This window comes from Mixta sp. BE291 (assembly GCF_031457955.1).
Lineage (GTDB): Bacteria > Pseudomonadota > Gammaproteobacteria > Enterobacterales > Enterobacteriaceae > Mixta.
Genome location: NZ_JAVDXN010000004.1, coordinates 214,419 through 229,723 on the forward strand (window position 1 = coordinate 214,419; position 15,305 = coordinate 229,723).

Here is a 15,305-nt window from a genome sequence, read left to right on the forward strand (position 1 = left end):
CTCCTACAATAAATGGAGATGATGAACATGAGTTATTCACTGCCATCCTTGCCTTACGCATACGACGCACTGGAACCGCATTTCGACAAGCAGACGATGGAAATCCATCACACTAAACATCACCAGACCTACGTTAACAATGCTAACGCAGCGCTGGAAGGCACCGAATTCGCTGACCTGCCGGTTGACGAGCTGATCACCAAACTGGATCAGGTTCCGGCAGAGAAAAAAACCGTACTGCGTAACAACGCAGGCGGCCACTACAACCACAGCCTGTTCTGGAAAGGTCTGAAAACCGGCACCACCCTGCAGGGTGAGCTGAAAGCGGCTATCGAAAAAGATTTCGGCAGCGTTGAGAAATTCCAGGAAGAGTTTGAAAAAGCAGCGGCTACCCGCTTTGGCTCCGGCTGGGCATGGCTGGTGAAAAAAGGCGATCAGCTGGCAGTGGTCTCTACCGCTAACCAGGACAGCCCGCTGATGGGCGAAGCCATTTCCGGCGCTTCCGGCTACCCAATCCTGGGCCTGGACGTATGGGAACACGCCTATTACCTGAAATTTCAGAACAAACGCCCTGATTACATCAAAGCGTTCTGGAACGTAGTGAACTGGGACGAAGCTGCCGCGCGTTTTGCTAACGCAAAATAAGCGCAGACAGAAAGCGCATTCAGCGCAGGCTGAAAGCAGTTAATAAACCGGTGGGCAACAGCCCGCCGGTTTTTATTTTAAATAACGTTTCATTGAGCTGTTGTTTAATAATTATATGCCTGGCGGCTATTAATAAATAACGCCTCTCTTGTTGACGCTATTAGTGCAATATTAACGTCCTGTTTATATTTGCTCCCGTAATATTGGCATATGATTCATCCATTCTGATAACTATTATGTCAACGATTACTGAAAACCCGACACCTGAGGTGTCGATGGGTTCGCTGTTTTTCCAGTTAAGCAGCGGCAAATTTAAGCCAAATAAACTTTGGCAATCCCGCCGTTTCCGGCTGAAGTTCATGCTGCGCTCGCTGGCTTATCCAATGACTACTTTTTCCTATATGGAAAAGATGTCTGAACTACCGGCGATGCGTCAGGCGCTGCTTATTCAGGGTCTGCTGCCAGCGAAGATTCATCGTCCCTATCTCTGCTCCCTGTTTAGCGTTAAGCAACGGGCAGAGGCGCTGCTGGCGCATTACGGCACCCTACAGCAGCTGCCGCACACGCTGTATCAACTGTTTCTGTCGCCGCTCGATCACAATCTGGCGAGCCTGCAGGGTAAAAACCATGAGCAGTTTGATATTGTTTGCAGTACCGGCCGTTACGATCGTGAGGGCGAAATCACGCTGGTGCTGCTCTATAACGCCGTTACGCTGGCTTCGCTCTCGTTTTCTTTTATTGAACAGAATGGTCAGCGCGCAATATTAATTGGCGGTTTGCAGGGGCCGCGTAAAACGGTTAATGCCGATATGATCCGCGAGGCGACGAAAGCGGGCCACGGGCTGTTTCCGAAACGTATATTGATGGAAACGCTGTTCACTCTGGCTGCGCGTTGTCAGGTTAAACACATTCAGGCGGTAGGGGACGATACGCACGTTTTCCGTAGCCTGCGCTATCGCCACAGCAAAAAAGAAGTGTTTCACGCCAGCTACAGTGAGTTTTGGCTGTCGTTAAATGGCCATGCATTGCCGAAGGGGTTATATCAGCTGCCGCTGGCGATGCCGCGTAAACCGCTGGAAGATATTGCCAGTAAAAAACGTGCGGAATATCGCCGTCGCTATGAGTTTATGGATACGCTGGAGCAGCAGCTGGCAGATGTGGTGGCGGGAAACGCATCTGGCCGGGCTTAACGCGCCCGGCCCTGCGGCTCAGAAAGCGCCAGGCGCGAAGCCGGTCATCTCTTTCAGACCCATTTCTTTACCCAGCGCGGTCATGGGGTGTACCACTACCAGGCCGCGCACGCTTTTTTTCAGCGCGCCCATATTCGCCTGCTCTTTCTTGGTGATGGCGCGGCTGAAAGGCAATTTTTGCAGCTTCTGTGCTTCTTTGCTCAGCTTCTGGTCACGCACGTCGCGCAGACGTTCGATCTCATTGACCAGCGCTTCTTTTTCTTTCAGCAGCGTGCCGAGTTTCTCCGCATCGCCCGATTCCAGTAACATCGGCTCTTTACGATTGAGCGCATCCAGCAGATCGCTGAGGCGCTTGATTTCGGCTTTTTCCTGCTCTTTCATGACGATTACCTGTACTGATGAATAACCGATAGGATACACGAAAAGCGTGCAGAACGCGGGGCTACTTTTTAAAGGCCTGCTTCATGCTGATGCGGGAAATCAGTTCGGTTAGCGAAAGCACCATCGTTGAGCGCAGCACCTGTTGATAACGCTGCTGCTGCATGGCGCGCAGCTGTTCATCATCATCAGAAAAGTCAGGGCGGGGCGGCCAGGCGTTAACGCAGTGCAGCTCGCTGAAAGGCCCTAAGATCTCATCATCGCTGAAACGGTATTCACTGCCGTCATGGTTTAACTCTTCACGCAGCGCCATCAGCAGCTCGCAATCTTCATATTCATGGCGGCTAATCACACCAAGACCGTATATCAGCTTCAGCCTGACGGACATCTCACCCAGCGGGCCATTGCCCAATAGCAGCGGCTCAACGGCATATTTCACCGCATAGTCATCCTTGCGAAACACCTGAAGCACCAGCAGATTGACCGCTTCGGTCAACAGCTCGACGGCGGCAATCAGGAAGCTTCTTACCGAGCGTCCGGCATTCAGGCGCTCCAGCACCCGATTTTCAAAAGCCTGCTTCTCTTCCATTGTTGCCTGTACATTTATCATTCTGCGCACGGGCACAGCCTGGCTGTGCCCTTGTTGCTCGCCGTTATACCGCATCGGCAGCGTGCGCATTATGGCATTGCAGCATAGGCCTTAACCACAGCGGCAACCACTTCGCTATTGGCATCAAGACCAGAAACCTGTGCCAGCGCGGCCTGCGGCCCCACCGCGTTCAACAGCGCTTCCAGCTCCTGCGCCTGCGGATCCTGCGCGCTGCGATAATGCATAGCGGCGGCGATGCCTTTAACCAGATTATCGTGCGGCAGCTGATACTCCAGCGTGCCCAGCGTGGGTTTGATCAAACGGTCACCGGCGCTGAGCTTACGCAGCGGCTGACGACCAACGCGCTCTACGTCATCTTTCAGATAAGGATTCTCAAAGCGGCCGAGGATTTTTTCGATATAGGCAGCATGTTTTTCCTCATCGAAATCGTAGCGCTTGATCAGCACGGCGCCGCTCTCCTGCATCGCGCCTTTTACCACCGCGCGCACGGCCGGATCAAGGATGGCGTCGCGAATGGTTTGATGCCCGGCCAACTGGCCTAAATAAGCAGTAATGGCGTGGCCGGTGTTCAGGGTAAAGAGTTTACGCTCAACAAACGCCATCAGATTATCGGTGAGCTCCATACCTGGAATCGTCGGCAGCGTGCCTTTGAACTGGGTTTTATCCACAATCCACTCGCTGAAGGTTTCGACGGTGACTTCCAGCGGATCGTTACTGCCCGCTTCGCTCGGTGGCACGATACGATCCACGGCGGAATCAACAAACCCGACATGCTCTTCCACCCAGGCGTGCAGGTTTTCCGGCAGGGCGGCCAGCACATGCTGTTTCAGCTGGCTGGTGCCGCGCACCATATTTTCACAGGCGATAATATTTAACGGGCGGGAATTAGCGCTATCACTGCGTTTGGCCAGGCCGCGCGCGATGCTGCCTGCGATGCGTTCCAGAATTTGCGGGCCAACCGCCGTGGTAACGATATCAACCTCGGCAATCAGATCGATGATGTCATCGCTGGTGCTGTTCACCGCGCTGACGCCAGTGACCGTTTCCACCTGCGCCTGCTCGCCAACCACATGCACCGGATATTGATGGCGCGCATTCAGCGCATCCAGCACCGCCTGATTCACATCGGCGAAAACCAGTTCAATACCTGCATCCGCCAGCAGTTTGCCGATAAAACCACGACCAATATTACCGGCACCGAAATGTAATGCTTTCATCGTTGCTCAACCTTCAAAAGAGAAAAGAGTAAGGGGCCGATTGCGCAGGCCCCTCAACATAAGTGACAGATCAGGCGGGCTGCCCGGTCAGTAGGTCCAGCACTTCCTGCACGCTGGTGGTATTCGCCAGACGTTCAATCACGCTGTCATCATCCAGCGCATTGGTCAGGCTGGTAATCACCTGAATATGCTCGTTGTTACGGGCGGCGATACCAATCACCAGGCGGGCAATATCATCTTCTTCTTCACCGAAGCGTACGCCCTGCGGATACTGGCAGAACACCACGCCGGTTTTCAGCACGCGATCTTTCGCTTCTACCGTTCCGTGCGGCACCGCAATGGATTCGCCCAGATAGGTTGGCGTCAGTTTCTCACGTTCCAGCATCGCCTCGACATATTCTGGCTCAACATAACCGCCTTTCACCAGCTGCTCACCGGCAAAGCGGATCGCCTCTTCTTTGCTGGCGGCGTGCTGGCCGAGGAAGACGTTGCTGGCACCCAGCTTAAACAGATGCTCGTTGCTGCTGTCGTAGCTGTCGCTCAGGGTCGCGCTGACCTTTTCGCGATGGCTGGCGCTGCGCTGTGCTTCTGCCAGACGCGCGGTTAAATCGCTATACAGGCCGCTATCGAGGAAGTTGTTCAGGGAAATATGCTGCGCGTGCGGTGCCTGGCGCATGGCGCGCTCGGTCAGGTCGCGGTGAGTAATCACCAGGTCGACGTCGCCCGGCAGGGCATTGATCGCGGTATTGGTAACGGAAATCTGCGTCAGACCGGCATCCTGCACTTTCTTACGCAGCACGCCCGCACCCATGGCGCTGGAACCCATTCCGGCATCGCAGGCCACAATGATTTTACGTACGTGGCTCAGATCGCCGTTCATCGCGGCAGCAGCAGGCGCGCCCGCCTGGCCCTTAGACTGCGCTTTCATATCCTGCATACGGCGCGTTGCCGCTTCGATATCGTCTTCGTCTTTGACTTTGCTGGTTTTCAGCAGAATGGCGGAAACCACGAAGGAGACGGCGAAAGCAGCCACAATGGCGGCGATATTGGCGAAGTAAGCCCCTTTCGGCGTCATCGCCAGCACGGCGAGAATCGAACCCGGTGAAGCAGGGGAGACCAGGCCGCCGTTCAGCAGCGTCAGCGTAAAGACGCCGGTCATGCCGCCGAGGATCACCGCCAGCAGCAGGCGAGGCGCCATCAGCACATACGGGAAGTAGATTTCATGGATGCCGCCAAGGAAGTGAATAATGGCTGCGCCGCCTGCGGACTGTTTCGCATTGCCACGGCCAAAGAACATATAGGCAACCAGCACACCCATGCCTGGACCCGGGTTCGCTTCAATCAGGAAGAAAATTGATTTTCCGGCTTCGCTGGCCTGCTGAATACCCAGCGGCGAGAAGATGCCGTGGTTGATGGCGTTATTCAGGAACAGGATTTTCGCCGGTTCAACAAAGATAGAGGTCAGCGGCAGCAGGTTGTTCTGCACCATGATATTCACGCCAGCGGCAAGAATATGCGAGAGACCCTGTACCAGCGGGCCGATGGCGAGGAAGGCCAGAATCGCCAGCAGCATACCGATAATGCCGGCAGAGAAGTTGTTAACCAACATCTCGAAGCCGCTTTTGATTTTACCGTCTACCGCGCGGTCAAAGGTTTTAATTGCCCAGCCGCCCAGCGGACCCGCAATCATGGAACCCAGAAACATCGGCATATCTGCGCCGACGATTACGCCCATGGTAGTAATGGCACCGACCACGCCGCCGCGGTCGCCACCGACCAGACGGCCGCCGGTGTAACCAATCAGCAACGGCAGCAGATAGGTAATCATTGGGCCAACCAGTTTGGCTAACGTTTCGTTAGGCATCCAACCGGTGGGGATAAATAGCGCGGTGATGATACCCCAGGCGATAAACGCGCCGATGTTGGGCATCACCATGTTGCTCAGAAAGCGACCAAAGCTTTGAACCTTGACCTTGACTGATGAGGACATAAAAACACACCCCTTATTGTTACGCGCTGACAAATAAGAGAGCGCGTGATTTTGTTAAGACGCTTCGGCGGGGAGCCGTCGAATTACTGTATGCAGGCGGACTCTAGCACGCGTTTATGACGCTGCGTAGTGAGCCACCTGAAGTGAGAAAGATCACGCTTTTTAGGGAGGGGGAAGGTGCTTTTTCGTGAGTAAGATCACATAAAAGCGCTTATGGAAAACGGCAGTGCTGAAATTATCGCCATGGCCAGGCTGCTTTTTGTGATGAATATCACACTTTATCGCTGCGGGTTTGTTTCTAAAATGTGATGAAGATCACAATAAACTTTTGTATGAAAATGCGGCAGATCACACTTTGATCTGGACCGAAACGCGGGCATCGCAATTTATCCGACGCCCGCGACGAGATTATTGTAGGCCGCCCTGTACTGCGCTTTGCGCCTGCGTTAACGCCTGCGCTTTCGACGATACATTACTCATTAACGTATTGTACTGGCTGGCCTGCTCCTGAGTAGGGAACTGCACGCCGTTGTCATTGAAAGAAACGCGGGTGCCCTGCTGTTGCAGATAATCGCCTGTTTGCACCACATCCTGACTCAGGGATTGCAGCGCGGGCAGCAGCGGCAGCAGCGTAGCCGCTGGCTGTGTTACCACCTGCGTATAAGCCCGATCGTAAACGGATTTCAGATCGTCCGGCTGTTTCAGCGCCGCTTTACTGCTGTCCGCCTGGCTTTTCGCATTTTGCAGCTGCTGCGTCAGCACGCTCAGCGTACCGCTGGTCTGACGCAGCGCATCGCGACGCGTCAGATAATCTTGTGGAACGCGCAGCGCGGAAAGCTCATCCACCACCGGGCGCAGGCCTTGATCTACCGCTTTATTTACCTGCTGCGAAAAACCATAAATAATGGCGTAATCGCTGGCATAGTCGCCAAAGCGTTGTTTTTGGTCTTCACTCAGCGCAGGCAAATGTTCACCGCTGCGCATAACGGTATTCTGTAAAAAGTCACTAAAGGCCTTACGCTGTTCACCTTCTTTATCACCGCAGCCGGTAAGCTGCAGAATGATCAGCATCGCTGCCAACGGCAGCCACAGACGCGTCCAGACGCGGGAAACTCCGGTCGTCATAGCGTTTACTCCTGTAAATTAAGAAACTTGCTGTTTAATAAGGCCGCGTTGCGCTGCCTTTTTAAGGTGTCTAAAGCATAGATCAATGCGATTAAGCTGAATATGGGCAGGAATAAATTAATCGCGAATTATCGTGAAGTTAGCCGTTTTTTATCAGTGCCGGGCTATTTTAAGCAGGATCCAGGCCAGGTCACGCGCCCGTTGGCAGCAAGGTTAAGGCCTGGAAGCAAGATCGAAATATTTTCAAAAATTGGGCGGCAAAACGCCCACAATCGTCTAATAATTAAATTCCCGATTTACGTTGCACAGTTCTGCCCCTTTCATAATGCAACAAACCGGCATTCTGAGCCTGGGCTTTAGGCTCTTATCTCTGTCTTCCTTCACGTTGTTCAAAGTGAGTTTTAGGAGTTTGCTATGGAAGTAAAAGACCCCATGGTTGAGTTACTTAGCAGTCTTGAACAAATTGTATTAACACGGAATGTCGTCAGTGCTTCTTTAGCGCAGCAACAAGAAACGGTTTCAGTGCCAGAACCACAACGCCTGCGCGAATTGACCGGTATGAAAATTGATGAATTTGCCCGCGTGATGGGCGTGAGCGTCTCTTCAGTAAAAAGTTGGGAAGCGAGACGCACCCGCCCGTCAGGCAGCGCCCAAAAGCTGATGCAGCTGCTGCATTCGAACCCTTATCTGGGCCGACAGCTGCTCGACTGATTGACACAGCATGAAAGAAAACCCGCCGGTTGGCGGGTTTTTTTATGCGTGTGGTTAAGCGGGATGCTGCAGCAGCAACGCTTCCAGATGAGGCGCGGCGGGCGGCGTATACGGCGCAATATCCAAATCGCTACGCGCAGCCGTTGCCCAAAGATTGTCGGCTGCCGCCGGTAAGGCCGCCGTTGCCGTTGCTGTTTCCAGCGCCGGGCTCTCGTTATTTTCTGTGGCCTCCAGCAACGCGGCGATCGACTCCTGCCCGCCGCTTAATCCCAACGCGTCCCACGCGTCGTCAGCTTGTCCGGTAGCGAACGTCACCACCGTTTCATTGGCAATCGACCATTCCCCGGCGTCGGGATCGTTAAAATAGATGCCCGCCTGTAACAGGTGATCGCCGTCGGCGATATCCGCCAGCTCCCCGGCGGGAACGGCGATTTTCCAGTGACCGCTGCTGTCGGTGGTGGTTTCCCAACGCAGATCGTCCAGCGTGACTACCACCTGCTGATCGGTCCAGAAATAGCGGGTGGTGCCGCTGATCACCAGCGTATCGTCCACTTCGTTTTGGTCGATAACGTTGTCATCCAGCGGATTGATCACCATCTGCGGCGTATAGGCGCTGCTGCCGTCATCTTCAGTGAATTCCAGTTCCCGGGCGGTAACCACATTATGCTGGCCTGGCTCACCCAGCGTGACCTTGACGATTTGTGTGTCATAACTGTTCAGCTGGCGCATATCTTCAGCAGGAATCGTCAGACTCCAGCGCGGATTGCCCGCCTCGCCGGTCAGTTCCGTTTGATAATGTTTGTTGTGAAATTCAACGTCTACGCGCGTGCCCAACGGCGTGATGCTGGCGTCCAGCACGCCGCCGCTGAGGTTAAGCCCATCATCGAACGCCACGAAAGAATTAATCAGGTTTTGACCGTCCACCACATCCAGCGTGGCGCCAAATAACGGCGCTTCTGGAGCGTTATTGACCGTTAAGGTGGTGCTGTCGCTTAGCTCGCCCCAGCGTACCTGCAACGGTATCTGGCCTTCCGGCAGTTCGCGGATCGCCTGATCCGGTATCCAGACCATCCAGCTGCCGTTGGTCACCTGCGCGTTCCAGCTTTTGCCGTTTAGCGTCACGCTAATATTGCTCACATCGTTGCCGGTAAAGGTACCGGTAACCAGATAGTCAGGCCCAAGGGCATCAGAGCGGGTAATGACATCATCGCCCCAGACCGGATCGAGCCTCACGTAATTGCCCTCCGGCGGCACCGCCGGGTCAAGGTTAATCAGTACCGTATCGCTGGCACCGTCGCCGTTGGCATGGTTGCGCACCGAAGCTTCAAAAATCACGCCGCCGACGCTGAGGTCAGGCACGTTATCGGCCGGAATGGTGACCTGCCACTGGCCCTGATGCACTTCGCCGGTCCAGGCCCAGTCGCCCGCCTGCAGCCAGACTTCGCTGCCATCGGCCACGTTGGTTGCGCTACCGCTGACCGTCAGGCCATTGAGCTGATCCAGCGTCAGGCGGCCATAATCCTCCAGCGAATCGATGGTCAGGGCAGCGACATTTTCCGTGTCGCTGCCCGCGCCAATGGTAATCCAGTAACCGTCGGGAAGCGGCGGGCTACCGGGGTTGCTCCACTGATCGTCGCCTGGAAGCGTGACTTCTATACGCACCTCGCCCGCCGGTAACGCGTTGAGCTGATCGGCGGGGATGGCGGCGCGCCACTCACCGTTTTGATCGATATGACCGATAAAGACAAAGCCCGGTAGCGCATCGGGAAAGCGCAGCTCAATGCTTTGCCCGTCCGGCACATTCAGGCTATCGCCGGTAATAATCAGATCCGTCTGTTTTTCACGCGCGCCAATAATGTCATCGCCTGAAACGGGATTAATCACCACCTGGGTATCATTGCCGGTGTCGATACCGCTGTAATAGACGGTTTTGCTGAGTTCACCGGTCTCGCCCCGCTCATTGGTGATGCTTAACACCAGCGGCACCGCACCGGGCGTTTGCGTCAGCAGATCGTTCGGCGCGACAGGCAGTCGCCATTCTCCGTTTTCATCCACGCGCGCCTGATAATGCAGATCGCCAAACGTGACGTTCAGGTAGCTGCCTGCCGCCACGTTGGTGACTTTCCCGGACAACACCGCCGTTAACATGCTCCACTCAAGATCTACCGCGCTGTAATTATCGTAAGGCGCATCCAGGGTGATATAGGGCATGGTTAGGGATTCACCAACGGTAAACTCACGCACCGCGGTGGCGGTTTCATGTAAATCTCTTACCGAGGCGAGCAGTGTGGCGGAGCCGTTTTGCAGCGGGGCCAGATCTTCTGCCGGGATCTCTACCTGCCAGCGGTTGTTTTTTACCGTAGCCGCATAGATATCGTCGCCCAGCTGCACCCAGATCTCTTTACCGCTGGCCACGTTGGCGGTGGTGCCGCTGACCATCAGGCTGCTTTGCTGCTCCGTCGCCGTCAGTAAATCATCACCAGAAATGCTGTTGATAGCGATTTCGGCCGCATAAGCGGTGCCTTTATCTTTCGTGACGTTAAAGGTGCGGTCAACGGAGGTTATCGAGCCATCGTATTCGCCGGGCACCTGAACGTTAATCGTGTGCTCGCCGGGCGTCAGCGCCTTTATCTCCTCCGAGGTCAGGGTTACGCTCCAGGTGCCGTTGGCATCCACCGGCACCTGCCAGCTTTTCCCCTCCAGCGTGACGGTAACCAGCGCGCCATCTGGCGCATTGTCCACCAGACCAGAGATCACCTGGCCGTTCATTTTTTCCCGGCCAATAATTTCATCGTTGCCAGCAATAGGGTTAATACCGATGCCCGCCGAGCGCCCGTCGAACATATCAAAAACGGTAACCTGACGGATTTCCTCGCTGGACTGGCCCTGGTTATTGGTGACGCTGACCACCAGGTCATGCGCGTCACCGGTATCACTCGCCATACGGGTAATGGTTGATGGCGGCAGCGGGATGCTCCATTCGCCGTTTCTGTCTACCAGCCCCTGCCAGGACTGGCCGTTAAGGGTAACCTGGACATAATTGCCGCTCTCTACATTGCGCGCGGTGCCAGAAAGCGTAACGGCGGCGTAATAATAAGCGGGCGTGTCGGCGGTAAAGCCATCGCCGAACAGCGGATTAACCGTGAGAGAAGGGGGTTTAGTGTCAGAGGGTTCGTAGCCATAGTCACTAGCGGAAGCTTTTTTGCTCATGATTATCGTCTCGTATGCAGGGTTGAGGTTGGACGAGCGATACCAGATATAATCAAGCGCTTTGCGGCAAGCACGCTATTTTTAGTGGCATAAGCGGCTGATATATGGGCTTAAGTCAAAAAATAATTCCGTGAATAATCGGATGTCACCTGCGTCATTGATTGTTTTATCGCCAGAAAAAGGGAGGTGCTCTATTTTTCCCTGGCATCAATAACGCAGCGTGATTATCAGAATTGCCTTAGCTGGATTATGGCTTATGCCAGCGTAGCGGCTCGCTTATAACGCATATTTTGCCGCCTGACGCATAAACCAGGCTTCCGGCACGTTGTAGGGCTTTGCGCGCAGTTGCGCCATGCCCTGCGCAATAGTGGTTTGCGCCTGCTGCCAAAGCGTGGCGTCGCCCTGCTGTAACAGGCCAATCTGCACCTGCTTTTCCACCAGATAGATGCGGGCGAAATGCGGGTCGTACTGCACGATGGCGCGCGTATTATCGATAATATCCGCCAGCTTAATGGTCTGCGCGTCCGGCGCGGCAGAGGCGGTATGACGAAAATGCGCCACTTTACGCGCCGTGCGGTTTTTGGCCTGCGGCTGCTTTTTATCGGTTAGCATGGCGACCAGTTCGGCAACGTCAGGCCCAAACTGCTGCCTGATATCTTCCAGCGTGGTGCCGGTATCTTCCACGGTGTCATGCAGCCAGGCGGCGGCCAGCATATGTTCATTACCTGTCACGCTGCGTACCAGCTCCACGACCGCGGCAGGATGAACAATATAAGGCTCATCGGTATATTTGCGCCGTTGCCCGGCAGCAGCATGAACCTCGGTGGCATAGCGCCTTGCCTGTTCTTCCAGTGATTGCATGTTTACCTCCCCTGGCGGATTTAAATATCGCTTGCAATTATGTAGCGCGCAATTTAAATTGTCACGCATGAGTACACATCAAGATGACAAAAAAGCTTTGAGTGCGCCACTGTCGTTGGATAGCCAACTCTGTTTCGCGCTCTATTCCGCGAATCTGGCGATGCACAAGCTTTACCGACAGCTGCTGACGCAGCTCGATATCACCTATCCACAATATCTGGTGATGCTGGTGCTGTGGGAACGCGATGATGTGACGGTGTCCGATATCGGCGAACGTCTGTTTCTCGATTCCGCGACATTGACGCCGTTGCTAAAACGGCTGGAAGCGGCCGGACTGGTTTTGCGCCAGCGCTCGCGTCAGGATGAACGGCAGGTAGTGGTGACGCTCACCGAGCAGGGACGGGCGCTACGGGAAAAAGCCCTGAGCATTCCTGAGGCGGTGTTCTGTGCTGCGGAGTGCGATGTCGCCACGCTACAGGATATGAAAACGCAGCTGAACAGGTTACGCGATAACCTTATCCGTTAGCGTTGCACGCTTCAGTGGCTGGCAAAGGCGGCTGAAGCAACTAAGATCTATCATGCCGGGTTAATTAAATAGCCCGCGATTTAATCGCGAATAAACCAACTAAAGGGGTCACCTATGTCATTAGAAAAAGTCATCTATCGGGCAAAAGCAAAAGCCACGGGCGGACGTGATGGTCGCGCTACCTCTTCTGACGGCGTGCTGGACGTGAAACTGGGCGTACCGAAAGAGATGGGCGGCGCAGGCGGTGAAGCGACTAACCCGGAGCAGCTGTTTGCCGCCGGTTACTCAGCCTGTTTCCTGGGCGCCATGAAGTTTGTGGCCGCGCGCGATAAAATCGCGATGCCGAAAGAGGCTTTTATCGAAGGCGAAGTGGGCATCGGTCCGTTGCCGACCGGTTTCGGTATTGAAGCGACATTGAATATCCATCTGCCGGAGATGGATCAGGCGGAAGCGCAGAAGCTGGTCGACGCGGCGCATATCGTTTGTCCTTACTCCAATGCTACCCGCGATAATATTGATGTTACGCTGAACATCATCAACTGATTACGGCTTTGCGAACGCGCCTTTTTGCGCGTTCGCCCTTTTATATTCCCTTTCTGCAGATTCACTAACGGTGCGCTTTCTCGTCACGATGGCGAAATTTCGCTGATCCAGTCGGCTAATTGTGCTTAACTACGCGCGCTTCACCGGAAAAGGCTCCGTTTTCCGCTCAGAAACTTCTTGTTCATCACTCAAAATGAATAATGCGATTACCGGTAAGAACTCTGGCGCATCGAAGCGGTCTGAAAAAGGCTCGTAAAGTAACTGTGTCGCCAGGAATATAGAAGGTCGAATGAATTATATAAAATCGCTTACTCAGCAAAAACTCTCTCTTTTGCTGTCGCTCTACATTGGCATTTTGCTGAATCTCCCCATATTTTATCGTCGCTTTGATCCTTTTCTCAGCAAATCTACTTTTTCTGACTGGCTTTCCGCGGTAGCAGAAGTCGTCGCTATTGTGCTGCTGACTTTTTTCCTGATGCGTTTGTTGTCGCTGGGCGGAAAGCTGTTTTACCGCATTCTGGCTACTATGCTGGTGCTGATTTCCGTGGCCGCTGGCTACTACATGGCCTTTTTTAATGTGGTCATTGGCTACGGCATTGTCGCTTCAGTCATGACCACCGATATCGATCTCTCTAAAGAGGTGGTGGGTTACCGGTTTATCGTATGGATGGTGCTGGTTAGCGCGCTGCCACTGTTGATGATTTGGCGTAACCGCCTGAGCCTGACGTTAATCGAACAGCTCAAAACGCCAGGCCAGCGGCTTAAACCCGTTGTCATTATGTTGCTGGCCGTCGCGCTGGTCTGGCTGCCGATTCGCTATTTCGACAAGCTGCAAAAAGCGAACGAAGAGATCACGAATATTGATTTGCCCAGCTACGGCGGCGTGGTCGCGCACTCCTATTTGCCGTCTAACTGGCTGTCGGCGCTGGGGCTGTTTGCCTGGACGCGTATCGATGAGACCGTTGACGGGCAAGAGCTATTCGATCCGGCGAAAAAATTCACCTATGTTGCGCCAGCAGGCATTGATGATACCTACGTGGTGTTTGTGATTGGCGAAACCACCCGTTGGGATCATATGGGGCTGCTGGGCTACGAGCGCGACACCACGCCCAAACTCTCCCATGAAAAGAACGTCGTGGCTTTCCGCGGCGAGTCCTGCGATACCGCCACGAAGCTCTCGCTGCGCTGTATGTTTGTGCGCGAAGGCGGCACCATGGATAACCCTGGCCGCACGCTGAAAGAAGAGAACATCTTCGCGGTATTGAAATCGCTGGGCTTTAGCTCAGAGCTGTTCGCGATGCAGAGCGAAGTGTGGTTTTACGATAACACCCATGCCGACAACTTTGCCTTCCGTGAGCAGATTGGTTCAGAGCCGCGTAACCAGGGCAAACCGGTGGATGACATGCTGCTGATCCCGGAGCTGAAAGCCTCTCTCGATCGCCATCCGAACGGCAAACACTTGGTGGTGCTGCATACTAAAGGGTCACATTACCTTTATTCCCAGCGTTATCCGCGCAGCTATGCGCGCTATACGCCGGAGTGTATGGGTGTGGACAATGAGTGCAGCAAAGCTCAGCTGATTAATGCATTTGATAACTCAGTACTTTATACCGATACCGTATTAGACAGCGTGTACGACCAACTACGCGATAAGAAAGCGATTGTGTTCTACGCCTCCGATCACGGGGAATCAATCAGCGATAACATGCATCTGCACGGTACGCCGCGCGAAATGGCGCCGCCGGAACAGTTCCGCGTGCCGATGATCGTCTGGGCATCCGACCAATATCTGGCGGACCCGCACAACAAGCAGGCTTTTGAGCGTTTGCAGGCGCAGCAGCGTATCGGGAAAACCCATCGCCATGTCGAGTTCTTCGATACTATTCTTGGCTGTCTGGGCTATACCTCGCCGGATGGCGGTATCAAGGCGGCTAACAACTGGTGTCAGGCACCTGCGGCGGCCGCAACCAGCAAAAGTTAACCGGCAGGCGCATCCCGCCTGAGTGAATGCTTTTCATACAGTTAATGCGCGCTGTATAAAAAAGTCATTGACGCCTGATGGCGACCTCAGTAAGATGCGCCCCCATCGGCGAGTAGCGCAGCCTGGTAGCGCAACACGTTCGGGACGTGTGGGTCGGAGGTTCAAATCCTCTCTCGCCGACCAAATCCCCAGCCCCAGTCAGCAATGACTGGGGTTTTTGCGTTTCAGGCCCGCAGCAATCTTTATAAGACCTGGCTCAAAACCTCTGCTTTTTCTCTTCCGTCACGTTTCAGATTTCCGCTCTCTGCGATAACGCCT

13 protein-coding genes and 1 tRNA gene are annotated in these 15,305 nt (G+C 54.3%); 7 read left to right on the forward strand and 7 right to left on the reverse strand.

The features are described 5' to 3' along the window. Nucleotides 1-27: 27 nt before the first annotated feature. Both sodA and J2X14_RS11130 read left to right on the forward strand, forming a co-directional pair. Nucleotides 28-645 (forward strand): superoxide dismutase [Mn], encoded by a 618-nt coding sequence (gene sodA, locus J2X14_RS11125; RefSeq protein ID WP_352411281.1) that lies wholly within the window; start codon nucleotides 28-30, stop codon nucleotides 643-645. A gap of 236 nt (nucleotides 646-881) precedes the next feature. After that, nucleotides 882-1,835, forward strand: coding sequence for a VirK/YbjX family protein (locus tag J2X14_RS11130; protein ID WP_352411282.1), 954 nt, complete (start codon nucleotides 882-884; stop codon nucleotides 1,833-1,835). A gap of 18 nt (nucleotides 1,836-1,853) precedes the next feature. On the opposite strand, the gene J2X14_RS11135 is transcribed toward J2X14_RS11130, so the two are convergent. The 5 genes from J2X14_RS11135 to J2X14_RS11155 form a co-directional block, all read right to left on the reverse strand. Continuing rightward, nucleotides 1,854-2,216, reverse strand: coding sequence for a YibL family ribosome-associated protein (locus J2X14_RS11135; protein ID WP_352411283.1), 363 nt, complete (start codon nucleotides 2,214-2,216; stop codon nucleotides 1,854-1,856). A gap of 61 nt (nucleotides 2,217-2,277) precedes the next feature. Continuing rightward, nucleotides 2,278-2,823 carry a mannitol operon repressor MtlR gene (gene mtlR / locus J2X14_RS11140; protein WP_502890000.1) on the reverse strand — a complete coding sequence of 182 codons (546 nt, stop codon included), beginning with the start codon at nucleotides 2,821-2,823 and terminating at the stop codon, nucleotides 2,278-2,280. A 68-nt stretch (nucleotides 2,824-2,891) separates the two neighbouring features. Further along, nucleotides 2,892-4,040: a mannitol-1-phosphate 5-dehydrogenase gene (gene mtlD / locus J2X14_RS11145; RefSeq protein ID WP_352411284.1), complete on the reverse strand. Its 1,149-nt coding sequence runs from the start codon at nucleotides 4,038-4,040 to the stop codon at nucleotides 2,892-2,894. A 70-nt stretch (nucleotides 4,041-4,110) separates the two neighbouring features. After that, the gene (locus tag J2X14_RS11150; RefSeq protein ID WP_352411285.1) at nucleotides 4,111-6,030 is read right to left on the reverse strand and encodes a PTS mannitol transporter subunit IICBA; all 1,920 of its coding nucleotides are present in this window, start codon (nucleotides 6,028-6,030) and stop codon (nucleotides 4,111-4,113) included. 408 nt (nucleotides 6,031-6,438) lie between these two features. Next, complete coding sequence (locus tag J2X14_RS11155; RefSeq protein ID WP_352411286.1) at nucleotides 6,439-7,155, reverse strand: DUF3053 domain-containing protein; 717 nt, start codon at nucleotides 7,153-7,155, stop codon at nucleotides 6,439-6,441. Nucleotides 7,156-7,569: 414 nt separating this feature from the next. Between J2X14_RS11155 and J2X14_RS11160 the strand changes: the two genes are divergently transcribed. Continuing rightward, complete coding sequence (locus J2X14_RS11160; protein WP_352411287.1) at nucleotides 7,570-7,866, forward strand: HTH-type transcriptional regulator; 297 nt, start codon at nucleotides 7,570-7,572, stop codon at nucleotides 7,864-7,866. A 54-nt stretch (nucleotides 7,867-7,920) separates the two neighbouring features. Here J2X14_RS11160 and J2X14_RS11165 read toward each other — a convergent pair whose 3' ends face one another. Then, a complete protein-coding gene (locus J2X14_RS11165; RefSeq protein ID WP_352411288.1) occupies nucleotides 7,921-11,076 on the reverse strand; it encodes a hypothetical protein in 3,156 nt (1,051 codons plus the stop codon). 276 nt (nucleotides 11,077-11,352) lie between these two features. After that, complete coding sequence (locus tag J2X14_RS11170) at nucleotides 11,353-11,937, reverse strand: HD domain-containing protein (RefSeq protein WP_352411289.1); 585 nt, start codon at nucleotides 11,935-11,937, stop codon at nucleotides 11,353-11,355. 67 nt (nucleotides 11,938-12,004) lie between these two features. Here J2X14_RS11170 and J2X14_RS11175 point away from each other — a divergent pair, with 67 nt between their 5' ends. From J2X14_RS11175 to J2X14_RS11190, 4 genes are all read left to right on the forward strand, one after another. After that, on the forward strand, nucleotides 12,005-12,463 hold the full coding sequence (locus tag J2X14_RS11175) for a MarR family winged helix-turn-helix transcriptional regulator (RefSeq protein WP_352411290.1): 459 nt from the start codon (nucleotides 12,005-12,007) through the stop codon (nucleotides 12,461-12,463). A 114-nt stretch (nucleotides 12,464-12,577) separates the two neighbouring features. Beyond that, nucleotides 12,578-13,006, forward strand: a complete 429-nt coding sequence (locus J2X14_RS11180) for an organic hydroperoxide resistance protein (RefSeq protein WP_352411291.1) — start codon at nucleotides 12,578-12,580, stop codon at nucleotides 13,004-13,006. A 289-nt stretch (nucleotides 13,007-13,295) separates the two neighbouring features. Then, nucleotides 13,296-14,987: a kdo(2)-lipid A phosphoethanolamine 7''-transferase gene (gene eptB / locus J2X14_RS11185; RefSeq protein WP_352411292.1), complete on the forward strand. Its 1,692-nt coding sequence runs from the start codon at nucleotides 13,296-13,298 to the stop codon at nucleotides 14,985-14,987. Nucleotides 14,988-15,093: 106 nt separating this feature from the next. Then, nucleotides 15,094-15,170: transfer RNA gene (locus tag J2X14_RS11190), tRNA-Pro, on the forward strand. Nucleotides 15,171-15,305 lie beyond the last annotated feature (135 nt).

Bases quoted from the DNA above. Each gene is read 5' to 3' on its own strand.
- sodA (WP_352411281.1), top strand. From the start codon at position 28: ATGAGTTATTCACTGCCATCCTTGCCTTACGCATACGACGCACTGGAA.
- J2X14_RS11130 (WP_352411282.1), top strand. From the start codon at position 882: ATGTCAACGATTACTGAAAACCCGACACCTGAGGTGTCGATGGGTTCG.
- J2X14_RS11135 (WP_352411283.1), bottom strand. From the start codon at position 2,216: ATGAAAGAGCAGGAAAAAGCCGAAATCAAGCGCCTCAGCGATCTGCTG.
- mtlR (WP_502890000.1), bottom strand. From the start codon at position 2,823: ATGATAAATGTACAGGCAACAATGGAAGAGAAGCAGGCTTTTGAAAAT.
- mtlD (WP_352411284.1), bottom strand. From the start codon at position 4,040: ATGAAAGCATTACATTTCGGTGCCGGTAATATTGGTCGTGGTTTTATC.
- J2X14_RS11150 (WP_352411285.1), bottom strand. From the start codon at position 6,030: ATGTCCTCATCAGTCAAGGTCAAGGTTCAAAGCTTTGGTCGCTTTCTG.
- J2X14_RS11155 (WP_352411286.1), bottom strand. From the start codon at position 7,155: ATGACGACCGGAGTTTCCCGCGTCTGGACGCGTCTGTGGCTGCCGTTG.
- J2X14_RS11160 (WP_352411287.1), top strand. From the start codon at position 7,570: ATGGAAGTAAAAGACCCCATGGTTGAGTTACTTAGCAGTCTTGAACAA.
- J2X14_RS11165 (WP_352411288.1), bottom strand. From the start codon at position 11,076: ATGAGCAAAAAAGCTTCCGCTAGTGACTATGGCTACGAACCCTCTGAC.
- J2X14_RS11170 (WP_352411289.1), bottom strand. From the start codon at position 11,937: ATGCAATCACTGGAAGAACAGGCAAGGCGCTATGCCACCGAGGTTCAT.
- J2X14_RS11175 (WP_352411290.1), top strand. From the start codon at position 12,005: ATGAGTACACATCAAGATGACAAAAAAGCTTTGAGTGCGCCACTGTCG.
- J2X14_RS11180 (WP_352411291.1), top strand. From the start codon at position 12,578: ATGTCATTAGAAAAAGTCATCTATCGGGCAAAAGCAAAAGCCACGGGC.
- eptB (WP_352411292.1), top strand. From the start codon at position 13,296: ATGAATTATATAAAATCGCTTACTCAGCAAAAACTCTCTCTTTTGCTG.